Below are 22,353 nucleotides of genomic sequence, written 5' to 3'. Positions count from 1 at the left end.
TGTGAATCGCAAGACTGTGGCTAAGCGGATGCGTCTGATGGGCATTGAAGGGATTTCACCGCGTGCTTTTGTGCCGGCGACAACGATTCAATCTGAGCGTAAGTCCACGCTTCCTGACCTGGTAAAGCGCATGTTTGATACTGGTGAGCTTAACCGGGTGTGGATGTCAGATATTACTTATCTGCGCACCGGTGAGGGCTGGTTGTATTTGTGCGCGGTCCGCGATGGTCATTCCCGCAGGGTGCTGGGCTGGGCTATGGATAGCGTGCAAGATACATGCCTGGTCGAACGAGCACTTCGGATGGCGCATACGCTTCCGCGGTGACGTTGCTGACGGGCTGGTGTTTCACGCTGACCGCGGAACGCAATTTACCAGCGAGCAGCTCTGGGAGGTATGCCGCAACCTAGGCATTGCTCAGTCTGTGGGTCGTACCGGTGTGTGTTTCGATAACGCGATGGCTGAGTCGTTCTGGTCGACGCTTAAAACCGAGTTCTACGACCGGAAGCGCTGGGCAACCCGTGATTCCGCCCGCAAGGCCGTTGCTTACTGGATTGAAGTGGTCTACAACCGTCGGCGCCGGCATTCCGCACTCGGGATGGTCAGCCCTGTCGATTTCGAGAACCACACCAGCCTAACCACCAGCAGAAAAGAAATAGCTGCCTAATCATTAGGTAGCTCCACTACGTGTCCACGATTTGCGGGCAACCCCACCTGCGAGTATGGATCAGCTCGTTCTTGTAGGAGCCGTTCACGTTTTCCGCTAGAGCATTGTCATAGGAATCGCCAACCGTTCCAGTGGAAGATTGAATCCCGAATTCAGTGAGCTTCTCGTTGTAGACAACGCTGACGTACTGTGAGCCGTGGTCAGAATGGTGCACCAAACCTGTTGTTTCTTCAGCACACATGATCGCTTGGTTGAGAGCTTGCAGCGGTAAAACTTCGGTCCGCAAGGAATCCGATAGCGCCCATCCGACGATGCGCCGAGAAAACACATCGGTGACAAACGCGGCATACACAAAGCCTTTCTTCGTGCGCACGTAGGTAATGTCAGCCACCCACAACTTATTTGGCCCCGAAGCTGTGAACTCGCGCCCCACCAAGTCCGGGCGCAGATCCGCCACGTTGGGCTTACGCGTTGTGATTGGTGATCGGCCTTTGCCTTTGCCAGAAACACCAGCCAGGCGCATCAGCCGGGCAGTGTGTTCACGACCGATATCAATTCCTTCACGGCGAAGAGCATGCCACATTTTTCGCACACCGTAGACACCGTAATTGTCCCGATGAACGGTGCTGATACGTTCGACTAGAGCAGCATCGCGAAGGCGACGAGCACTGGGCCCACGAGCTTTGGACTGGCGGTAACCACGCGAGGTGATAAACCCGCCAACCCGGTTATTCTTCAACGTCGTACAGATGAACTCGATTGAGAAACGATCCCGGTATTTATCGATGAACCGGATCATTTCCGACGTTTGGGGTCGAGTTCCGACGCGAAAAAAGCTGACGCAGCCTTCAGCAGTTCGTTGGTATCCCGTAGCTCTTGGTTTTCACGTCGCAGCCTGGAGATTTCGGCTTGCATATCCTCTGGCATGCGTTCGACAACTCGTCCTTCGCGTCGAACTGCTTGCGTCCATTGTCTTGCTGTGTGCCATGAGACCCCTAGTTTCGGCGCCACAATCTTGCACGCTTGTTGCATTGAAAGATTCTCCGCCAAGATGCGGTCTTCCACGAGACGGACCACACGGTCCTTGGCATCCTGGTCAAATTTTTTGGGCATGGTCCAGATTTTCCCATCTACTCAAACGGAACAAACCTGGGGCACTTCAACCTGCTTATTCGCAAGCCCCTGCGCGTATTAACGCGCGAGCTCATCGTCGATAAGCACTTTCTTACCCGCGCGATACCCCAGTGCTGACATCCCCACACCGGTCAATGCCATCACCGCCAAGATCAGCACCCAGTCTCCGGTGGCCTGGTACGCAAAACCGATCAACAGCGGGAAGACTCCTGCAAGCAAATAACCATACGGCTGCACGAAACCAGACAACCGCGCGGTCACCTCCGGGGTACGCGTCCGTGCCGCAAGCAGAGCGAGGATCGTCGGGAAGCACATACCGCCCAGGCCCAGCACGATTGCCCATGCCTCCGGCGCCGCGGCACCAGCAAACATGACCCCGAGGTAACCAACGGTCGTCAGTACGCCAAAAACCACGATTACCGGTCGCAGATCACGAATGCGGGCCACCACAAACGGCATGCTCACACCACCGATGACGTTGACGGTTCCCAACACGGCAAGCCCTACGGCTGCCCTGCCCGGAGAGACACCTTGGTCGATATACATCTGCGGCAGCCACCCCATTTGTACATAGGCATTTGAGGATTGCAGGCCAAACAACACCATCATCGCCACCGCGGTGGGAGAACTCCATAACGACGTCGACGCAATCTTGTTCGCAACAACTGCTGGGTCCGAATCAACCGCGGGGTCCGAATCAACCGCGGGGTCCGAATCAGCCGCTGTACCCGTCGTACCTGGTGTAGTCATACGTTCCGTGCCGGAGTTTGTGGGTTGTGCAACGGGTGGTTTGCGAGGTTTATCCACCCGAACCCGGGTTAATACCAGAATCCAGACCACAACCTGTGCTGCCGCGAGCAGCGCCCAGATACCCAGTGCCGGGCGCCAAGCATCCTCGCCGGAAAACCACAAGGCACTCAGTGGTGCAACCGCACCCGAAAGACCTAAGAAACCGGAATAACACGACATCAACAGCACAGAGCAACGCGGCGCGTGCTGTTTAATCCAGGCCGGTAACAACACATTCAACAGCGCAATCCCGCCAACAACCAACGCGGTTAGCAGAATAAACGTGCCCATACCGCCCGGTACATGGACGCCGATCAATGGCCGGAAAGCAAGGCCCACGAGCATGGCCACCATTCCGGCAAAAAGCGTGAAGCTTAACCCGAAGCGTCGGGCAATAGGAACAGCTGCCAACCCCATGATGGCGAAAGCAAAACCCGGCATGGCGGTGAGCGCACCAGCCACGAAAGCCGAGGCCTGGAAACTGACCATTACCTGTTCCAGCACTGCGCCCAGTGAAGAAATACCGGCGCGCAGGTTCGCCGCAGCGGAGATTACTGCGACGAGAGCAAGTGGGACTGAAATTGCCCCACCAGCAACTAGTGTCGTGTGCTTCGACTGCTTGTCACTCGTCGGACTCACCTTCCAACACAATGCTCGAGAGAAAACAAACGTGCTGTGCACAAAACTTGCCGTGCACAGCACACTTCGGATTAGTCTTCCGAATCCGTCACCGGTGCCCATTCTGGGCCAGTTTCAGCTAGCTCCGGGTCCAGCTTGGTAATCAACGGCTTCGGTTTCGCCAATGTAGTACCAGGGGTGATATCCAGGCGTTTCCAGGTTGCTGCCTGTGCTGCATAATCACCTGTAATCGCGGGGTACTTCTGACCTTTCTGTGGCGTTCCGACGCCAACCAATTCGACGTCATAATCGTCGACAACTTCGACAATCTCTGGCTGTGCAGCCCACACATCATCGCGACCCAAGGTTTCGTGCACGCGCTGTGCCAAGTGCGGCAGGTATGGGGTCAAAAGCACGTTGCAGTCGGAAACGACCTGCAATGCAGTCCACAAAACCGTCGCCAAGCGTTCGCGCTGGGAATCATCCTTAGCTAGTTTCCACGGCTCATTCTCGGCAATATAGGCGTTCGCCTCACCAACGACATGCATCGCATGCGTGATTCCGGCCTTGAACTTGGAATGCTCCAGGGCATCCCCAACAACGTCAAAAGCATTAGTTGCCAAGTCCAGAATGCGACGATCGCTATCAGTCAGCTCACCGGGCTCTGGTACTTCACCGAAGTTTTTGTGTGCCATGGAGACCGTGCGGTTGACCAAGTTACCCCAGCCGTTTGCCAGCTCGTTGTTGATACGGCGGACGAACTCATCCCAGGTGAAGTCTGCGTCGTTGTTTTCTGGGCCAGCCACTGCAATGAAATACCGCAACGGATCCGGCCCGAATTCTTCCAAAAAGTCCTTGACGTAGATGACCAGACCCTTGGATGAGGAGAACTTGGAGCCAGACATCGTCAAAAACTCCGAGGACACAATTTCGGTCGGCAGATTGATTTCACCATAACGGTGTTGTTCACCGCCCTTGGCGCCCTTACCCGCATAACCGAGCAGCTGCGCTGGCCAAATCTGCGAGTGAAAAGTGATATTGTCCTTGCCCTGGAAATAATAGGACTTGGTTTCCGGATCCAACCAGAATTGTTTCCACGCGTCCGGATCTCCGGTGCGCTGTGCCCACTCAAGCGAGGCAGACAAGTAGCCGATCACAGCATCAAACCACACGTAGAGCTTTTTCGCGTTGTTGTTTTCCCAGCCCTCGATCGGTACGGGAACGCCCCAGTCAATATCGCGGGTCATTGCACGTGGGCGCATATCCGCCAACAAATTCTGCGAGAACTTCAGCACGTTCGGGCGCCAGCCTTGACGGGTCGACAGCCATTCGCGCAATGCGTCGGCAAGCGCAGGCAGGTCCAACAAGAAGTGCTCGGTCTCGCGGAAAACCGGGGTTTCGCCATTGATCTTGGAAACTGGATCGATCAAATCCGCTGGGTCCAACTGGTTACCGCAGTTATCACATTGATCACCCCGGGCGCCGTCGGCATGACAAATTGGGCACGTGCCTTCGATGTATCGGTCTGGCAGCGTGCGCCCGGTAGACGGGGACACCGCACCCATGGTGGTTTCTTTGACCATGTAGCCGTTGTTGTACAGGCCTTTGAACAGCTCTTGCACTGTCGCGTAGTGAGTCCGGGTAACAGTACGGGTAAACCAGTCATAGGACAGGCCCAAACCGCGCAGGTCTTCGACGATCTGACGGTTATAGCGATCGGCCAATTCGCGTACGGAGACGCCTTCTTTATCAGCTTGCACCAACAACGGAGTGCCGTGTTCATCAGTGCCTGAGACCATCAGGACGTTGTTGCCCCGCATTCGCTGAAAGCGCGCGAATACATCGGAAGGTACGCCAAATCCTGCGACGTGTCCGATATGACGGGGGCCATTGGCATACGGCCAGGCAACATTCACAAGCACATTTTCAGACATGCCTTCCAGCATAATTGAACCCCGGTACCGTATGGTGACCGGGGTTCATAGAACTCACAGGGTGCGCAGCAGGTTCACACTGAGTTCTCATGTGAGCACCGCACACCTAACAATTACAGCAAGAATTAGCTAGCAGCAGTTAATTCTTGCGCATGCTTTCTGGCTTCCAGCTCTCCAGACGTTCTGCGCGACGCTTTTTCAGCTCTTCCTTGCGGTGCGCCTCGCGAGTCAAGCGGCGTTCACGGGCCAGCTTCCGTGCGAAGGCTTGCTGTTCCTTCTGCTCGACGTAGATAACGTCGTTACGCAAGTCTTTCACCAGGCTAAACATCAGTCCAATAATGATCAGTAGGAATGGTGAAGCAGCCACGATCGTGACCGACTGCAGCGAGTCCAGGGCATCCTCACCACCGCCGATAAGCATGGTCAGACCAACCGCAGCTGTCAAAACACCCCAGGTAGCCGACAACCATGGGGTGGCCACCATGCGGCCGCGCTGCGACATGGAACCCATGACAGTCGAAGCAGAGTCTGCCGAGGTGATAAAGAACGTTGCGAGCAGCACCATCGCCACGACTGATGCAATCGCTCCCAGTGGCAGCTGATCAAACATGTTAAACAGCATGTTTTCGGTGGTGCCATCACCGTATACTACGCCTTCATTGCTGCGTTCCATATCGATCGCGGTACCACCGAAGATTGCAAACCATACTGTGGAGACACCAGATGGAATCAGCAGCACGCCGATGCAGAATTCCCGCACAGAACGTCCGCGGGAAATGCGCGCTAGGAACATACCGACGAATGGCGACCAGGAAACCCACCATGCCCAATAGAAAATCGTCCAGGCAGAGCTAAATTCGGCAGCTTCTTCACCGTTTTCTGCGGTGCGCCCGGCCATCATCAGGAAGTTTTGCAAGTACGAACCCAGTGAACCTGGAATCAGGTTCAGCTGCACGACGGTTGGGCCCACAATGAACACGAAAATGGCCAGGACAGCGGCCATGATGAGGTTAGCGTTGGACAGATACTGGATACCCTTGCCGACGCCCGACAGCGCCGAGAGAATAAAGGCCAAGGTCAAAACCAGCACGATACCGATAACAACCGACATCGAAGGGTCGTCGATGATGCCGGACGCGGACAAACCTGCCTGGATCTGCAGTGCACCGAGGCCCAAAGAACATGCGGTACCAAACACAGTCGCAAAAATGGACAAAATATCAATGAAACGGCCCACGCCACCGGTGGCTGCCTTTTCACCAATCAGCGGGACGAATGCCGAAGACAGCAGCTGCTTGCGTCCGACACGGAAGGTGGAATATGCGATGGCCAAGCCGACGATCGCGTAAATCGCCCACGGGTGCAGTGTCCAGTGGAACATCGCCTGCGACATTGCACCACCGACTGGGTCATTATCGATTCCCGGAACACCATCGTTATAAAAGAAAGTAGGTTCCGCTGCGCCGAAGAACATCAAACCAATGCCCATACCCGCGGCAAACATCATTGCGATCCATGAAATGGTATTAAATTCGGGTACTTCATTAATCGAGCCCAACTTAATAGCACCAAACTTCGAGGCGGCAATGGTAATCACGAATACCACGAAAACCGTGGTAAACAGCATGAAAGCCCAGCCGAAGTTATCGATAATCCAACCGAATGCTACGCTGGCGAAATCATTGAAAGATTCTGTGAAAACCAGACCCCAAATAACGGTCGCCAGCACCAGAATGCCGGCTGGCAGAACAACACCCCAGTCAATGGAAGTGTCTTCGTTTTCGGAAGCCATCTCAACAGAGTCGTCGACGCCGCTGACCGCGACATCATCTTCGTGTTCCAGCATATAAGCAATCTGCCTGGTAGCAGACAGCTCATTCAGGTCTTCGCGGACCAGATTGGAATCTGTTCCTAGCTGTGGATCATCCACAACATCATCGCGATCGGCACCATCGGCGCCGTGTGAATCAGGTTTAGTCATGGATACCAGAGTGGTTGAAAAACACCCGGCAATCAAATTCAGAAAAGCTGAAAATTAGCTGATGAGCAGATAAATCCACTAATTATGTGACCTGCCACGAAACTGTGCTGCCATTATTTCGAGTTAGCATGCAAAATCGCGTGAACACACCCGAGAAACATCCAAGCTCCGTCGAAAACACACAACAGACTAGTTCATGTGATATTACGCACTTTTATTTATTTTCCTCACGTGCCCGCAAATACGCGTCGTAAAGCTCACGATTTGAATGCGCAGTCCAAGCGCCAATTTGTTTACAGGCGGCTTTCAAACGCATACCGCCATCGACCAACTCGGAAACGCGGCGCACAGCTTCATCTACGGAAATCACCGCTTGCTCACCACCCTCGATGACAACAGTAATCTCGCCCTTCACGCCGTTTGCAGCCCACTGCGCAAGCTCAGAAAGTGGTGCCTGCTTGACTTCCTCATAGAGCTTCGTCAACTCACGGCACACCGCGCCACGACGCTTCGCCCCCAATACTTCAGCAGCGATCCGCAACGTATCCGCTAATCGATGCGGCGATTCGAAAAAACACACTGCACGTTTTTCATTACGTAATGACTCCAGCCAGCTGCGTCGCGCCCCATCCTTGCGCGGAGCAAACCCATCGAAAATAAACTTTCCTACTTGCAACCCGCACAAGGCCAGCGCAGTGGGCACCGCGGACGGCCCCGGAATCGCGGTAACCGAGATACCAGACTCATGTGCTGCAGCCACGACATTATGCCCCGGATCAGAAACCACTGGCATCCCCGCATCGCTGACCACCAACACACTAGAGTTTCGTGCCGCGCGCAGTAGTTCATCAACCCTGCCTGCTTCGTTGTGGTCAAAATTCGACACCACTTTCGCGCGCAATTCCACCCCCAGCGCATTCGCGAGATTGCGCACACGCCGCGTGTCCTCAGCGGCGATCACTTCTGCATCCCGTAAAGCACCTATAAGCCGCGGGGAGGCGTCGGCAAGGTTGCCCAGCGGAGTTGCAGCAACGATAATTCCATGCGGCAGACGCTGATGTGGGTTTTCATTATGCACACCGTCTTGATTCATCACACTTCTAGCATGGCACACCCACGCTACCGATACTTGCGCGCTAGCTAGTGCCAAAATGAGACTCGTCGCCTAAACTATTGCGGGTGACTGCCGTTGCTAGCACCCCACACAGCCCGAACACCCCAGATCGTTCACACGCGTCGACGAGAGCTGCCGCGCCGAATCTCGCGCCGGCACAGAAACCACGCAAACGATACAGGCACGGCACAAGCGTGCGCCCATATACGTCGTCTCAATTCACACGCATCCCGCTCGATCACCGTGATGGTTGGTCGCTGTTGCTCATCGGCGTGTTAGCAGCAATCACTCGGTTTATTGGCTTGGGGCATCCGGCATCCGGTGGCACACCGATTTTTGACGAAAAACACTATGTCCCCCAGGCCTGGGACATCGTGCGCAGTTGGGACCATCTGCTCATCGGAGGCATTGAATCCAACCCTGGATACGGGTTAGTAGTGCACCCGCCGCTGGCCAAACAGATCATTGCACTGGCCGAATTTGTCTTTGGATATTCGCCGTGGGGCTGGCGAGCGATGGCAGCTTTTTTTGGCACCGGGGTGGTTATCGCGACGATGCTATTGGCGCGCGAGCTCACCCAGTCCTGGAATGTGGGCGCCTTTGCCGGATTTTTAGCCACCTTCGACGGGGTGCTGTTGGTAAGTTCCCGGTTTGGCATGCTGGATATCTTTCAAGTCTTTTTCATCATCGCAGCTGCCTGGATGCTGACCCGGGACCATCGAGACATGCGCTCGCGAATGCATTCCGCCTGGCAGTCGCTTGCCGACGCCTCCCCTAACCAATTGTGGGCTTCGCCGTTTGGACCGCGCTTTGGCGTACGCTGGTGGCGCTTCAGCGCAGGTTTATTACTTGGCGCAGCCGTGGCAGTGAAATGGTCCGGCCTGTACTATATCGCCTTTTTCGGTTTGTTTTGCGTCTTCGGCGACTTAATTATCCGTCGTCGTTACGCTGTGGCCAGGCCGTATTCTGCAGTGTGGTTACGCGATATTCCCGCTGCCCTAGCTTCACTGGTGCTCGTCCCAGTATTGGTCTACCTGTGGACCTGGCGGGCGTGGTTTGCCAGCGAAACCGCCGTGTATCGCCATGCCGCAACCGATGCCACTATTGACGATGATTCTTGGCTGCAGGTTTTGCCCGATACAGTAGCCAGCTGGCTGTATTATCACCAGTCGGTTTTGCAATTTCATGCGATGCTGACGACATCTGGCGGTCACGATCATCCGTGGGATTCCAAACCTTGGGCCTGGCTAGCGGGCGTTCGGCCAATTCTGTATTACTCGAATACCGAACTAGCCTGCCCTCTTGGTGGTAGCGACAAAGGCTGCCGCGAGATGCTGTTTTTATTCGGTACACCGGCAATCTGGTGGTTCATCGTTCCAGGGTTGGTGTGGGCAATGTGGGCAGTGCTCGTGCGTAAGGAACGAGCTTTTGCCTGGCCCCTGGTTGGCTTTGCTGCCGGATTCGTGCCTTGGCTTGCAGCATATGACCGCCAAATGTATTTCTTCTATGCGGCCGTTTTTATTCCTTTTGTCATAGTCCTCTACGCAATGATCCTGGGTGGGCTCGCCCATCGCGGTCGTTATCTTCGGTGGCGCTTGCTCACGCGTGTGGCTGGTCGCGAATTGACCGCTGGCAGCGTTGTCGTGATTGTGTACTTGGCGACGGTTGCCGCGATGTTTGTGTACTTCTCGCCGATTCTTTATGGGCTACCGATTCCCGACGGCTGGTATCACTCTATGATGTGGCTGCCCAGTTGGACGTAACGATGCTGTACGTAACGGTAGCGCAACCATAACCAGGCGGTCGCCAGTGCGCTAATGATCAACATGCCGATCAACAAAATCTGCTGTCCAGTAGCCACCCCGAGAACGACATCGCGAATGGTAAATCCAGTCAAGAACATTCCCATGGCCCCCACCACTGGCATCACTCCAGCGGCCCAGTATGGGCGCCACGCCGCGGTGAGTAAGCCCAACGACACCCCGGCTCGCAGCGCCGCACCTTCCATCAGGGCCGTCGCCAAGTGTGGATCCGCGCTCGGATCCCATACGGCTTCGCCGTGGACATCCAAGCTCTGCGGGATCAGCCCGCCAGAAGCAACCACCTGCACCACCGCCCAGATGCCGAACCCGATGCCGCAGACCAACAGGGTGAGGCGGGCAATGATGGTATTCAGCTCTGCTCTGCGCGCGGAACGACGCCACGCAGGTTCTACACCAGCCAAGATATTTTCCGTGAGCTGTTGCGGCGGCGCCATGTCAGCGCCAGTATTTTCGCTGGCCTGATGCATACTCTTGGTCAGCGAAAGCGCCCGATTTTGGAATTGTTGACATTCCTCACAGCCAGAAAGATGCGCATCTAAGATCTCGTCAGCAATTCCCGTGGGCTCGCCGTCGATGCGCGCGGACAATGCGGTTTGGATTTCATCATGATTCGGCACGTGTTAACACCCCATCCACACTGGCACGGCCCGCGCCGAAAACGACGATCACCAACAGCAGCGTCACAAACATCAACAAGGATTCATAGCTGGGGTTTTCCCCCAGAAACTCGATGTCTGCGACAAAATACTGCAACGCTACAGAGGAGAAAAACAAAATACCGGCTGCGAACGTCGTCAAGATCCCCACCACGAGCGCGGCGCCCAAGAAAATTTCTAACAGCATCGTGATCCACCCCGTAATCGCTGGTGCCGGTACCGCTGCCGCGGAATATGCTCCGATGGTGTCGTCCATACCGCGGAAAAAGAGTTGATCCAGCCCACGAATGATGCAGATGATTCCGACGACGATGCGTACGAGAAGCAGCATGGCATCACGAATGGCAGGATTGTGCATGCCCACTAGACTACCCGGCACATCGGTGGGAACCGAACGCGCCTTTACTGTGGTCTAAATACTTAGTGAGAAAGCGAGGAAACACATGCACGTTGAGACACAGTCCAATCCAAACAACACAGGACACCAACCGGCAATGTTGCTGTTGACCAATGGATTTCTTGTCGACGAGCACGGCATCGCCCGGCCGGCGTGGGCGTGCAGCAATGAGTTACTGCGAGACTATTACGACACCGAGTGGGGCCAGCCAATTACCGGCGAACAAGCATATTTTGAACGTCTCTGCTTGGAAAGTTTTCAGGCTGGTTTATCGTGGGAACTGATCTTGCGGCGTCGCCCGACGTTACGCGAGGTATTCGCAGATTTTGATCCCGCCCGTGTTGCAGAATTTACCGATGCGGACGTTGAGAATATCTTGACGCACCCGGGAATGATCCGTAATGAGAGTAAAATTCGCGCTGTTATCACCAATGCGCGAGCCTGCGTGGCTTTACGGGATGATCCGGACTTTCCCGGTGGCTTAGAAGAATTGGTGCGCTCCTTCGCCCCAGCAAAGAAAGAATGCTACGGACATAGCAACGACGTGCCAACGAAATCAGAAGAATCCGCGGCACTGGCAAAAACGTTGAAAAGGAAAGGGTTTAGTTTCGTAGGGCCCACAACTATGTTTGCACTGCTCGAGGCAATCGGCTTGTTAAAATACGATATTTCCCCGGGCACCCCTGTCGAATCTGCACAGGCGCAAAACTAAACCACAGAGCGGCAAAGACCGGGCTGCAAAGACTGGGCTACACCGGAAAGCCGCACACAGCCTAAGCTAAAAATTAGACGCTAGACTACCCGTCGGCCTCCGACGCGCACCACGTGCTCGTCCGTCAACGAGCCGTCTTCGGCTACGCTGCGCAATGCCGGGCCGCGACGAACGTATTGCTGGCGAGCATATTGCTGACGACGCAACGGGCGCGAGGCATAATCGGCTGACTCGCTTTCCGATTGCTGGTAATCCACAGTGGCCAGCTCATCGAAATCTGGGCTGGCATCATCAACCTCAAGCACGGTGGCGCCAGGTCGACGAAGGTTGGGATTGACGGATGGGCGGTGCTCATCGTCTTCTCGGTTCCGCACTCCCATGCGCGCACGGCGCAGCTGGCGAATACGTCGGGCACGTAGTTCTTGTTCCTGCTGTACCTGTCCGCGTAGGGCGAGTAGGTAAAACAAAGTGAGCAGACCAGCACCGGCAGGCAGAGCCCAGAACCAACCGCCGACTGGGATCGCAGTGGCCACCAACACCACAACCAATCCTGCTAGCACCAGCAACGTGTTGCGGCGACGCTTGGTGCGTTGAGCTTGCAGTCGGCGTTCAGCTTCTGGGTTCCAGCCACCACGCTGCGAACGACGCGCCGCGAAGGCAAGCTCTTCTTCTGTCAAGGTTAATTCCGCTTCACGGTCTGCGCGTGCCGCTGCAGCAGTGACCCCACGTGCGCGATCATCAACGAATACCATCTCGTGATCACCCGACTGCGTGGCAGGTGCTATCTCGACCTCGTTCGCCGCAGCGGTCTCAATGGCTTTTTCGGCACCGGATTCCGCGTCATCGTCAGCATTGTTGTCGGCACTATCTGCAACGCTTCTCGTTAGCACCGCGTCGGCATCAGTTACGCCCGGGTACAAAAGATCCACCGGAGAAGTGTAAGTCTCATCATGGCTATACATTTCTTCTGGTGCCAGTTCAGAAATAACCACGCGTGGATGAACGCCCTGCGCACTCGTTTCATCTCCTGCCTCATGGGCGCTAGCCGCGACTGCGGCCTCGCCGTAATCAGCAGTTCGTTCGGCAGATTGTTCAGTAGCATCGTGGGCTGCGGCAGACCCTGCGGCAACAGTCTCGTCATTGTCAACAGCATCGTAAGCACTCTCGGAGGAGTCGACAAGCTCGCCTTCGATTACTGCACCCTCAGCATCGGCAGCGGTCTCGTTGTCACCATCAATCCCGGTGGATTCTTCCGTCGCATCCCGTTTGCTCCACGGCTCATCAACGATCTCGTATTCCTCAGCTTCCACCAGCTCGTAGTCAGCAGACCCCTCTCGGTCAAGGTGCGAGACAGGACGAGCGGCCGCCGATCCTGGACGCATTGGCGTTTTCAGCACGTCTTTACCGCCCGAAAACACCACGCGCGTGTCATTAAACCCCTCGCCAGAATGACGAATCGGCTTTTGCCCACGGAAGATCAGCGGCGCAAGCACAACGAGCCAGACGACGATGATCAAAACGATGATCAGTGTTGTTGACATGAGGAAATTGCCACCTTCCGAAATAAGCACACCGACGCTAGTTATCGTTTTAGACTACTGGGAACTATGTGATCGACTCGCCAGGCACGCCGCACCTTCACAGAACTCAGAAAACTCACAGCAGGCGTCCATGCGCGCGTAACCGCGCGACCGCAGATTCCACGAAATCGTCGGAAAGCAGGCTCGATTGATGGTGGTCACGCCAGGAGCCGTCAATATGCAGATATCCTCGCAGCAGGCCCTCGTCACGAAAGCCATTGTTGATAATGACCTGCCTGCTCGCTGGATTATCCGGCAGATACGTCGCGGTAATCCGGTGCACCCCGACTCGTTGGAACGCGTGGTCAATGCCCAACGCAAGCGCTGCTGTCGCGACCGAGCGCCCCATCACCGATGAAGCGACCCAATAACCTATCCAACAGCTAGCAGCCGTACCGTGTTGGATGCCACCGAGCGTCAACTGCCCGCAAAATGCACCGTTGAGTTCAACCACCAACGGGATAACCTCCCCGCGGCGTGACTGTGCGTGCAATATCCGAAGGTATTCCGTCCACGCGGTTTTTGTATGCGCCGCTTCCCACCCGTGCGGCGCGGTCGGTTCCACTGGGCGCAGCCAGGATTCGTCGACAAGCCGCATCTCGCACCATAATTCGCCATCCCCGCGCCGTAATGGACGTAGTCGCACCAGATCACCATGCGCTGTAGTGACGTTCGGGGTCGACTCGGGCCATCCGGGGTGTACAGGATTAGTTGGGCCAGAGGCTGGATTCTTCGTGCGCCAAGCAGCTAAGCCAAACGGATCAAGCATGAATCAACCGCAATTCGTGCACCCACTACGCCCGCTGCGTCAAAAACATTACTTCTACTACATCCCCCGGACGTACTTCATCGACGTCTTCTGGAATCCGAATCATGGCATTCGCCTGCGACAAACCCGCCAACAAGTGTGCAGGTGCCCCGGTTGCTCCGCCTAAGCCCTCCACCAAATAATCGCTGGTTTGTGCATCGCGCATCAGCCGCGCTCGAATATAGCCCTGCCGCCCAGGACGAGAAGCCAAATGATTAATCGACCGGGCTCGTACAAGTCGGCGGTGTGCGCTGCCCTTGCCTAGGGACAAACGAATCAGTGGACGAACGAAAACCTCAAAAATCACCAGCGAAGACACCGGGTTCGACGGCAACAAAAACACTGGCACGCGCTGTTTACCCAGCAACCCAAACCCTTGTACAGATCCAGGATGCATTGCCACACGGCTGGTATCGATATCCCCGAGATCATCGAGAACTTCCCGCATTACCTGAGCACCAGAACCACCAACAGCACCGGAGATCACGATAATCTCGCTCCGCATGATCTGCGATTCCAGCATCTCTTTAATACGACGCGGTTCGCCTTCCGCGATGCCCACCCGGTGCACATCCGCGCCTGCATCCTTCGCTGCCGCGGCCAGGGAATACGAATTCACATCGAAGACCTGGCCCAGACCAGGATCGCGGTCCACATCAACCAGCTCGCGACCAAAAGAAATAATCGACACGCGCGGTCGTGGGTAGGCCAATACTTTTTCCCGGCCTACCGCCGCCAACAACCCAATTTGGGCTGGCCCCAAAATAGCGCCCGAAGCCACAGCCACGTCTCCAGGCTGAATGTCATCACCAACGCGACGCACAAAATCTCCCGAACGGACCGCGCGGTGTGGAGTCATACGTTTACGGCCCCGGTCCGTCCATTCCAATGGCAGCACAGCATCGGACAGCGTCGGCAAGGGTGCGCCTGTGTGTACCCGGACAACCTGTTTCGGCTGGAGACGTAACGGTTGCCGCGAGCCGGCCGGGACCTCGCCGACTACTGGAAGAGATTTGTCTGCTGCTAGTGGGGTGGGCGGTAATGGCGATGCGTCGCCTGCTGCGTCTCCTGCATCCGCTGTCACTCGGGATGGGGCTGCGCGCAAAGCGCGCTCTCCCCCAATGTCTACAGCTCGAACGGCATAACCATCGATAGCTGCCTGCGGAAACCCCGGCAGCGGCTGGCTTGCTTGCACCTCCTCGGCACACATCATTCCCAGCGCGTCGGTAATCGCAATGCGCACCGGCTCCGGGGTCATGGCCGCATCAGTAATCAGCGCAAGCTGCTCTTCAACAGAACGCATCTATGATCTACCTTCCTGGGCACGCCCGCTTTACTTAAGAAATCCCGTGTTCTGCTTCATACTCCGCCAAAATTTTCTTTACCGACTGGTACAATTCTGGACCATATTTCTCGTGCTGTAAGCCAAAATCTACATTCGCTGGAATGAATCCACCGGGATTGCCCAGATCATGGCGTGTTCCTTGATGCACAACCACATGCACAGGGTGACCTTCTTGAATCAATAACTCGATGGCGTCGGTAAGTTGCAATTCACCGCCCTTACCAGGGGTAATCCGCTCGAGTGCGGAGAAAATCTCCCGATCCAAGAGGTAACGTCCGGCGGCAACAAGCGTAGAAGGTGCCTGTCCGGCATCTGGTTTTTCCACCATGCCTTTGACCTTGCGCACCCGATCTGCAGGCAAGCCCGCAATCTCATCGGCCGGTTCCACATCAAAAACGCCATAATTCACGGTTTCTTCTGGCGCAACCTCAAACGCACACAACACCGATCCTCCAAGCTGCGCGCGGACACGGCACATTTCTTTCATCACGCCCATCGGCAGCACCAAGTCGTCGGGAAGCATAACGGCAAAAGCATCTTCGTGCTCATCTAACAACTCAGCTGCCAATCCGACGGCATGACCAAGCCCGAGCGGTTGTTCTTGTTCCACCGCCACCGGGTGAATCAGTTGCCCGGCGCGCTGAACCTTCCGTGCCTGTTCTTCTTTTCCTCGGGTATACAGCGTGTCAGTCAGCTCCGGAAAATCAGCGAAATGTCGCATGATTTCTTGCTTATTCGGCGCCGTGATAACCGCCAAGCGCCCAGCCCCACAGGCTGCTGCTTCTTCCGCGATCATCTCGATGCCTGGGGTATCAACGACTGGTAGGAGTTCTTTCGGCACAGTTTTCGTCGTTGGCAAAAACCGCGTTCCCAAGCCTGCTGCTGGGACTACGACGGTGTGCACCGCATCGGAGTTTGGGTGCGAGGAGGCCTGTGTGAGTCCGGAAGAATCTAGAGACATGCTCAAAACAATACCTGGTCGCCGATTCCAATTGGCCACGGCTTTCCGGTAACAGGTTCGGTAATTGTGCTCAGCTTGCACTGCCACGATGGCTGTGCGAACCAGAATATGGCTGTCGCCACCTGTCTGCGTTTCGAAAGCCCTATTCTGGACTCATGAGTTCTCCACGGTCTTCCATGAGTTCTTCTCACTTTCCTCGGCCTTCTGGTAACGCTGAGGATACTCATTTTACGGGCGCCGACGATGAAAGTTGCCCTGCGGGCAAACTCTCAGAAGCGAAAGCTGCGCTGCGCTCTCACCACGCTAAGGCCCGTCGACGCGATTGCCACGATGCGGATAGTTGGCGCACAAAAAATTCGCGGATGGCCGAACACACAGCACAGTACGTGCGATCGCTGCGGCGCGAGGGACGGCCACTACGAATCGCGGCTTACGTACCGCTTGCCGACGAACCAGGCGCAGGTTTTCTCCTGCAAGCCTTAGACACCGACGTCGACGAGCTCTGGCTACCGATCTGCTTGCCAAACGCTCGCCTTCATTGGTCGCGTTATGCTGGCCCAGATTCACTGCACATCCCGAATCCGCGGTTACCAGTTTCAGAGCCAGTGGGCCCTGGGATCGCAAGTGCCGACTGCTTACCCCAGCTAGACCTGGTTGTTGTTCCTGCTCTCGCGATTGCTCGCGACGGTTATCGTCTGGGGAAAGGCGCTGGTTTTTATGATCAAGCGATTGCAGAAGCACGCGCCCATGTTTCTACTCGCACAGAATCTGCCGCCAGCTGCATGCCAGAGTTACTCGGGCTGGTTTTCGCCTCGGAAGTCTGTGCTTCTGTTCCCCACGATCATCGTGACTGTGCCGTGGATAAGATCATGACAGAAATGGGTGTCCGGAACCTTTCCTAGTTGGACGCGGTCTAATGCGATATGAAAAAGCACTTACGAGCGACGCGCCACGATTCGCAGCAAGCCACAACTAATTCCACCGCAAGCAAGAAAGGCGGTGCCAATACAGGTCTTTCTGCCTTATTCCACCAATTGCGCACCCCGGGATACCGGCGCTCGGTATTGCTTCGGCGCAGCCTTGCCGGGATGTTGGTATGCGTGGCCGCCGTGTTGGCTGTGCGCAGTCATAGCAGCGACCCCGAGGTAGTAGTTTTTGTCCGGCACGTGGAAGCAGGCGCCATGATTACTATCAATGATGTTGCGTTGCGTGAACGGCCAACCGAATTCACACCAGACGGTGCTTTCAGTGCGACGGAAGATGTCATGGGCACAGTAGCGGTATCTGCTGCGGAGCCTGGCGAGGTGGTCACTGGATCGCGTTTTATCAGTTCAGAACTGACAGCCACGCTCGTTTATGGGAGCAGCACCGACGATCAGGAAGGCGACAAACAAGAATCTGGTGCCATGGGGGAAGAAGGAAAGAATGCAGAATCAGCACACATGGTGCCAATTTCTTTAGCTGATCCGGAAGTTATCCCCTTGCTTAACCATGGAGATACCGTGTCCGTGATTTCCGAGGGCAGCAAGGATGCAGTCGATGTTCGTCGTAATAGCAGTGCTGACCATGCAGCTCCAGCACCTCCTGCCGCAACGAAGCCAACAGAATTCGGAGAGCATAACTCCGTTCCGCCTGTTAGCCCCATGCCTATCCAGGATTCCACGGTGATCGCCGAAGGAGCTCGTGTCATCATCGCCCGGGAGGCCACTTCTGCAGGTAACAGGGCCACCGTCATGCTTGCGCTGCCCAGCAGTGCGGCACAACGCGTGGCTGTGGCGTCGTTATCAACACCGCTGACTGTTGTTCTCACCGGTGAACGAGCAACCGGAAAGGGTGACTCATAAATACTTTTATTATTTCAGCTAAAATCCAACCCCATGTTGCAAGGTTTTAAAGATTTCATCATGCGCGGCAATGTCATCGAGTTGTCAACTGCCGTCATCGTTGGTTCGGCGTTTACCGCGATTGTGACCTCGATTTCTGATCACATCATCAATCCGTTAATTGCGTCTTTCGGTAGCGCGGATGTCTCCGGGTTCGGGTTCTACCTGGACGCTGATAACGAGGCCACATTCCTGGATTTCGGTGCGGCCATCACATCCGTCATCAACTTTCTCATCGTCGCAGGCATCGTATATTTCATTATCATCGTTCCAATCAACAAGCTGGAAAATGCCCGGAAACGCAGCCTTGGCATTGGCAAAAGCGAAAACGAAGAAGAAGGCAAAGAGCCACAGCCAACGACTGATGAACTCTTGGCGGAAATCCGCGATTTATTGCGCGACGATACCACCGGCATGTCCACACAGTCCCACCATGCTCAGCCGACTGAGCGATCTAAAAGTGCACCTGAAACCGAATCCTTTTAAGAATCTACTGCCTACCAGTAATTGTGGATGCTTAGTTAGTACACACTGTGCGGGGGACGTTGCTCCAGCCAAAACTCCTCAGTAAAACCCTCATCGTTGCCGCCGACACCGCTTGCGTTATCCGCACCGCGGTCATAATCCGCAGTATTTGAGATACGCACTGCACGCCTGCGCCGCTCGGCCCGATGTGCACGAGTATGTAGCTTATCTACATCGTCGTCGCTCGATTCGTCGGCATGCATGAATAACGCCTACTCTCCTACCATTTCAGGTTTCCTCAGCTGGCTGAGTCAACTACGAAGTCAACTAGCAAGTCAACTAGGAATCCAAGGAATGCTTTTGCAATTGGTCGATTAAGTGGTGCACCAAAGGCCCCAAGGTCGCCATGCCATCCCGAATGGCGGCCCGGGAAGATGCCAGGTTAACAACCACCGTGGACCCAGAAATCCCGCAGATTCCCCGGGATGTACAAGCATCGACCGCGCCGCAGGCTTGCCCTGATGAGCGCAGAGCCTGAGCTACGCCAGGAACTCGCATATCGACCACACTGCTGGTGGCTTCTGGAGTGCAATCGCGAGCGCCGACCCCCGTTCCGCCAATGGAGACGACGAGGTCGACTCCACCAACGACTGCAGTTTCAATCGCTTGTCGGATTTGCGCTTGATCGTTGCGAACAATCACGATGCCATCGACCGTGAAGTCATCTTCAGCCAGAAGCTCAGTCACCAGTCTCCCAGTATCTTCCCAGGATTCTGGCTCGCGATCGGTAACAATAACGACCAGTGCGCGTCGATAAGCAGGAAGATCGCCTTCTTTTTCTGCGGCCAAGAAGAATTCCGCGTCTGGATCATCCAAATCCAGCAATGATGGCCGTGCGGCGCTCGTAGCGCGCAAATCAGATTCTTCTGACATTCCAACTCCAGGTGCTTATCGAGTGAGCGAGGGGCAAAGCTAACTAGTAACTTACTAGTTCGACAGCGTTACCTCTACCTCTCGCGGCTCTTGTGATCCTTCCGAAGTCACTTCGAGGGTCACAGTATCACCGAACTCGTGCGAACGTGTGGCGGCAATCAATGTATCCGAGTCATCGACCTGTCGATCATCCAGCCGAGTGACCACATCACCAGGCTGTAGCCCTGCTTCATCCGCGGGGCTACCTGGTTCCACAGCCAGCACCAGAGCGCCGTTGACTGGGTTCCGGGCATCGACTTGCACACCGAGCAATGGATGGCGAGCTTCCCCATGGTCGATGAGCTGTTGCGCCACTCGGGCGACAAAATTCGATGGGATCGCAAAGCCCAAGCCAATCGAACCAGCCCGGTCATTCGATGCTGATAGCGACGCGATCACCGAATTCATGCCGATGAGGTTGCCGTGCATATCGACCAGTGGGCCACCAGAATTTCCCGGGTTAATCGCGGCGTCTGTTTGGATGCCATCTATCAGCGAAGACTCTCCGCCTTGCTGGGAAGCACGTACGGGGCGGTCCGTCGCAGACACGATGCCCGAGGTCACTGTAGAACTAAGCCCGAGAGGAGAACCAATAGCAACGATCTGCTGCCCTACGCGGATATCATCGGAATTACCAAAGTTAATCGTTGGCAGCCCTTCGACGTCACGAATCTTAATGACGGCAATATCGGTTGCCGGGTCGGAGGCCACAAAATCCGCGGCGTGACGGGTTCCATCACTCATCGTGACATGGATTTGCCCATTTTCACCGCTGGCAACGACGTGGTGGTTGGTCAAAACATAGCCATCCGAGGAAATAATAGAACCTGAGCCATCCGCAACCTGGCGCTGATCAGCAACTCGGATGGACACGACAGTCGGAACAACTTTATCGGCAACCTGTTCCACGGATCCTTCGGCTGCAGGCTCCTGATTATTGGACACTGGATGGCTGAGATTGTCACTCGCGGTGATCGCAGGCTGTTCTCTGATACCTGAACCTGAAGAAACAACTGCGCCGGTGATAACGCCGGTCGCAACAGAGCCAGCCAACATCAATGCGACAGCGGGTACCAGACCGACGCTGCGTTTTGGTTTCTTCGCTACTGGGGCGCTTGCTTGTGCATTCATTCCTCGCATGTAATCCTGCGGTTGCAGCGACTCCTGTCCCCCCGGTTGAGCCCCACCATGCGCAGAGAATCCGTTCCGAATTGGTTGCGTGTGTCCCTGCTGCCAGGCAGGATTGCTAGAAGTCTCCGGCGTTGCCTGTGAATCTGCATTTTCAGCCGCATGGCGGGCGGTGATGTGCCCTACCGCTTGTACGTGGCCTTCTGCTTGGCCTTGGCCAGAAGAAGCAGGATTGTCGCCAGCGTGCGCATTGTTCCAGGATTGATACGGCGACCGGTAGGGCGACGGGAAAGACGACGCTGACCTGTCTGGATTGTCTGAGTTGCCAGAATTATCTGAGTTAGACAGAGAAGGAGTTTGCTCAGATGCTGACTGTTGCGGGTGCTCGCCGTTAGGCTGGTCGTTACCAAACTGGCTCTCGCCGCCGCGGAATCCGTTTTCGTTCATGGATGACATTATGAAAGCCCTGACTGTCTTCTCGCTGTATTACCGGTTTTGAAACCCTGCTGACTGTGTAAGAATAAGCTTTAAGTAGTTTTTGCTCCCGTCCACCCTACCAAGCATCACGTGGCATCCTCACAGCCTTTGCACAGATAGACAAAAACCCCAGAGTCTAACTCCCGTATTCCGGGGTAATAGACCTGGGGTTATAGTGATTTGGCCGCTACGGGAAACCTCCTGCAGCGGCCAAATTTATCTCATGATATCCCGAACTCTGTCTTTAGAATTCTTCGACGTCTACGAGACCAAGCTGTGCGGCCTTCACCAGACGGCGTGGAATACGGACGGTCTGACCGTCAATCTTGACTTCCTGGAGGGCGACATTGTCAGCCTTCCACTGGGAACGACGCATGCGGGTGTTCGCACGGGACTTCTTAAACTTTGGAACTGCCATGTTCTTCTACCCTCCTTTATGAGTTCTTCTTGCGACGACGAGCCATGGCGCCGAAGCGGTTCTGGAAACGCTCCACACGACCCGCGGTATCCATGACGCGCTGAGCACCAGTCCAGAACGGGTGAGACTCAGAGGTAACATCCACAACGATCAGTGGATACTCTTTGCCTTCATACTCAGTTGTGCGGTCAGACTTCGCGGTTGAACGAGTCAAAAATTGCGTGCCGGTACCGGCGTCCTGGAAGACCACTGGGTGGTAATCCGGGTGAATATCTTTTTTCATCTCTCGATTCCCTAAGGTTAGTAACTGGGCCGGTTCTTCAATTCAGACCGACACCGCGCAACGGCACGAACTCTCGTGTTGTGCGCAGTAGATCTTCCGAAGATCGCACCCAGGTTGGGTTCGACAATGGACAACTCTAGTTATCCTACAGACCAAGGTTAATTTTAGAAAACCGCCCGCTACACTTGGTTTTTCTTCTTGTACGGTGTA

The 22,353-nt window shown here is 55.4% G+C and carries 21 protein-coding genes and 2 pseudogenes; 6 read left to right on the top strand and 17 right to left on the bottom strand.

Annotation, left to right across the window (positions count from 1 at the left end):
* A pseudogene (locus tag QP888_RS09150) lies at positions 1-620 on the top strand (IS3 family transposase); the annotation flags it as partial.
* 100 nt (positions 621-720) lie between these two features.
* Here QP888_RS09150 and QP888_RS09145 read toward each other — a convergent pair.
* The 6 genes and pseudogenes from QP888_RS09145 to rsmI all read right to left on the bottom strand — a co-directional run.
* Positions 721-1,464 (bottom strand): annotated as a pseudogene (locus tag QP888_RS09145) (IS3 family transposase); the annotation flags it as partial.
* Positions 1,461-1,778, bottom strand: a complete 318-nt coding sequence (locus tag QP888_RS09140) for a transposase (RefSeq protein ID WP_284813240.1) — start codon at positions 1,776-1,778, stop codon at positions 1,461-1,463. The gene QP888_RS09140 and the pseudogene QP888_RS09145, both read right to left, overlap by 4 nt.
* 78 nt (positions 1,779-1,856) lie before the next feature.
* Positions 1,857-3,227, bottom strand: a complete 1,371-nt coding sequence (locus tag QP888_RS09135; RefSeq protein WP_284813239.1) for an MFS transporter — start codon at positions 3,225-3,227, stop codon at positions 1,857-1,859.
* A gap of 71 nt (positions 3,228-3,298) precedes the next feature.
* A complete protein-coding gene (metG, locus tag QP888_RS09130; protein WP_284813238.1) occupies positions 3,299-5,140 on the bottom strand; it encodes a methionine--tRNA ligase in 1,842 nt (613 codons plus the stop codon).
* A 139-nt stretch (positions 5,141-5,279) separates the two neighbouring features.
* Positions 5,280-6,986, bottom strand: a complete 1,707-nt coding sequence (locus QP888_RS09125) for a BCCT family transporter (RefSeq protein WP_284813250.1) — start codon at positions 6,984-6,986, stop codon at positions 5,280-5,282.
* 349 nt (positions 6,987-7,335) lie between these two features.
* Positions 7,336-8,214, bottom strand: coding sequence for a 16S rRNA (cytidine(1402)-2'-O)-methyltransferase (gene rsmI / locus QP888_RS09120; RefSeq protein WP_284813249.1), 879 nt, complete (start codon positions 8,212-8,214; stop codon positions 7,336-7,338).
* An 86-nt stretch (positions 8,215-8,300) separates the two neighbouring features.
* Here rsmI and pmt point away from each other — a divergent pair, with 86 nt between their 5' ends.
* On the top strand, positions 8,301-9,998 hold the full coding sequence (gene pmt, locus QP888_RS09115; protein ID WP_284813237.1) for a protein O-mannosyltransferase: 1,698 nt from the start codon (positions 8,301-8,303) through the stop codon (positions 9,996-9,998).
* On the opposite strand, the gene QP888_RS09110 is transcribed toward pmt, so the two are convergent.
* Positions 9,965-10,675, bottom strand: coding sequence for a zf-HC2 domain-containing protein (locus tag QP888_RS09110; RefSeq protein ID WP_284813236.1), 711 nt, complete (start codon positions 10,673-10,675; stop codon positions 9,965-9,967). The genes pmt and QP888_RS09110 overlap by 34 nt on opposite strands.
* Positions 10,662-11,072 (bottom strand): DoxX family protein, encoded by a 411-nt coding sequence (locus tag QP888_RS09105; RefSeq protein WP_284813235.1) that lies wholly within the window; start codon positions 11,070-11,072, stop codon positions 10,662-10,664. Before QP888_RS09105 ends, QP888_RS09110 begins: the two co-directional genes overlap by 14 nt.
* A 136-nt stretch (positions 11,073-11,208) precedes the next feature.
* On the opposite strand from QP888_RS09105, the gene QP888_RS09100 reads away from it, so the two are divergent.
* On the top strand, positions 11,209-11,823 hold the full coding sequence (locus tag QP888_RS09100) for a DNA-3-methyladenine glycosylase I (RefSeq protein ID WP_284813248.1): 615 nt from the start codon (positions 11,209-11,211) through the stop codon (positions 11,821-11,823).
* Positions 11,824-11,903: 80 nt separating this feature from the next.
* On the opposite strand, the gene sepX is transcribed toward QP888_RS09100, so the two are convergent.
* The 4 genes from sepX to QP888_RS09080 form a co-directional block, all read right to left on the bottom strand.
* Complete coding sequence (gene sepX, locus QP888_RS09095) at positions 11,904-13,364, bottom strand: divisome protein SepX/GlpR (protein WP_284813233.1); 1,461 nt, start codon at positions 13,362-13,364, stop codon at positions 11,904-11,906.
* A 115-nt stretch (positions 13,365-13,479) separates the two neighbouring features.
* Complete coding sequence (locus QP888_RS09090; protein WP_284813232.1) at positions 13,480-14,172, bottom strand: GNAT family N-acetyltransferase; 693 nt, start codon at positions 14,170-14,172, stop codon at positions 13,480-13,482.
* 25 nt (positions 14,173-14,197) lie between these two features.
* Positions 14,198-15,514: a molybdotransferase-like divisome protein Glp gene (glp, locus tag QP888_RS09085; protein ID WP_284813229.1), complete on the bottom strand. Its 1,317-nt coding sequence runs from the start codon at positions 15,512-15,514 to the stop codon at positions 14,198-14,200.
* 34 nt (positions 15,515-15,548) lie between these two features.
* On the bottom strand, positions 15,549-16,517 hold the full coding sequence (locus tag QP888_RS09080; protein ID WP_284813228.1) for a UTP--glucose-1-phosphate uridylyltransferase: 969 nt from the start codon (positions 16,515-16,517) through the stop codon (positions 15,549-15,551).
* A gap of 155 nt (positions 16,518-16,672) precedes the next feature.
* Between QP888_RS09080 and QP888_RS09075 the strand changes: the two genes are divergently transcribed.
* From QP888_RS09075 to mscL, 3 genes are read left to right on the top strand one after another with little or no spacing between them, the layout of a single operon-like run.
* A complete protein-coding gene (locus tag QP888_RS09075; RefSeq protein WP_284813226.1) occupies positions 16,673-17,419 on the top strand; it encodes a 5-formyltetrahydrofolate cyclo-ligase in 747 nt (248 codons plus the stop codon).
* A gap of 21 nt (positions 17,420-17,440) precedes the next feature.
* On the top strand, positions 17,441-18,361 hold the full coding sequence (locus QP888_RS09070) for an SAF domain-containing protein (RefSeq protein ID WP_284813225.1): 921 nt from the start codon (positions 17,441-17,443) through the stop codon (positions 18,359-18,361).
* A gap of 33 nt (positions 18,362-18,394) precedes the next feature.
* On the top strand, positions 18,395-18,886 hold the full coding sequence (gene mscL / locus QP888_RS09065; RefSeq protein ID WP_284813224.1) for a large conductance mechanosensitive channel protein MscL: 492 nt from the start codon (positions 18,395-18,397) through the stop codon (positions 18,884-18,886).
* A 35-nt stretch (positions 18,887-18,921) separates the two neighbouring features.
* Here the strand turns inward: mscL and QP888_RS09060 are convergent, their stop codons facing one another.
* The 5 genes from QP888_RS09060 to QP888_RS09040 form a co-directional block, all read right to left on the bottom strand.
* Positions 18,922-19,128: a hypothetical protein gene (locus QP888_RS09060; RefSeq protein WP_284813223.1), complete on the bottom strand. Its 207-nt coding sequence runs from the start codon at positions 19,126-19,128 to the stop codon at positions 18,922-18,924.
* A 76-nt stretch (positions 19,129-19,204) separates the two neighbouring features.
* Positions 19,205-19,798, bottom strand: coding sequence for a MogA/MoaB family molybdenum cofactor biosynthesis protein (locus tag QP888_RS09055; RefSeq protein WP_284813221.1), 594 nt, complete (start codon positions 19,796-19,798; stop codon positions 19,205-19,207).
* Positions 19,799-19,852: 54 nt separating this feature from the next.
* On the bottom strand, positions 19,853-21,412 hold the full coding sequence (locus QP888_RS09050; protein WP_350338240.1) for a S1C family serine protease: 1,560 nt from the start codon (positions 21,410-21,412) through the stop codon (positions 19,853-19,855).
* 274 nt (positions 21,413-21,686) lie between these two features.
* Positions 21,687-21,860: a 50S ribosomal protein L32 gene (gene rpmF, locus QP888_RS09045; protein ID WP_018121217.1), complete on the bottom strand. Its 174-nt coding sequence runs from the start codon at positions 21,858-21,860 to the stop codon at positions 21,687-21,689.
* A gap of 16 nt (positions 21,861-21,876) precedes the next feature.
* Complete coding sequence (locus QP888_RS09040; protein ID WP_018121216.1) at positions 21,877-22,143, bottom strand: type B 50S ribosomal protein L31; 267 nt, start codon at positions 22,141-22,143, stop codon at positions 21,877-21,879.
* Positions 22,144-22,353: the final 210 nt, after the last annotated feature.

Origin of the sequence: Corynebacterium sp. MSK297 (assembly GCF_030232885.1) — a bacterium.
In the GTDB taxonomy this organism is placed as follows: Bacteria; Actinomycetota; Actinomycetes; order Mycobacteriales; family Mycobacteriaceae; genus Corynebacterium.
This window is presented reverse-complemented; position numbering and strand designations above follow the sequence as displayed.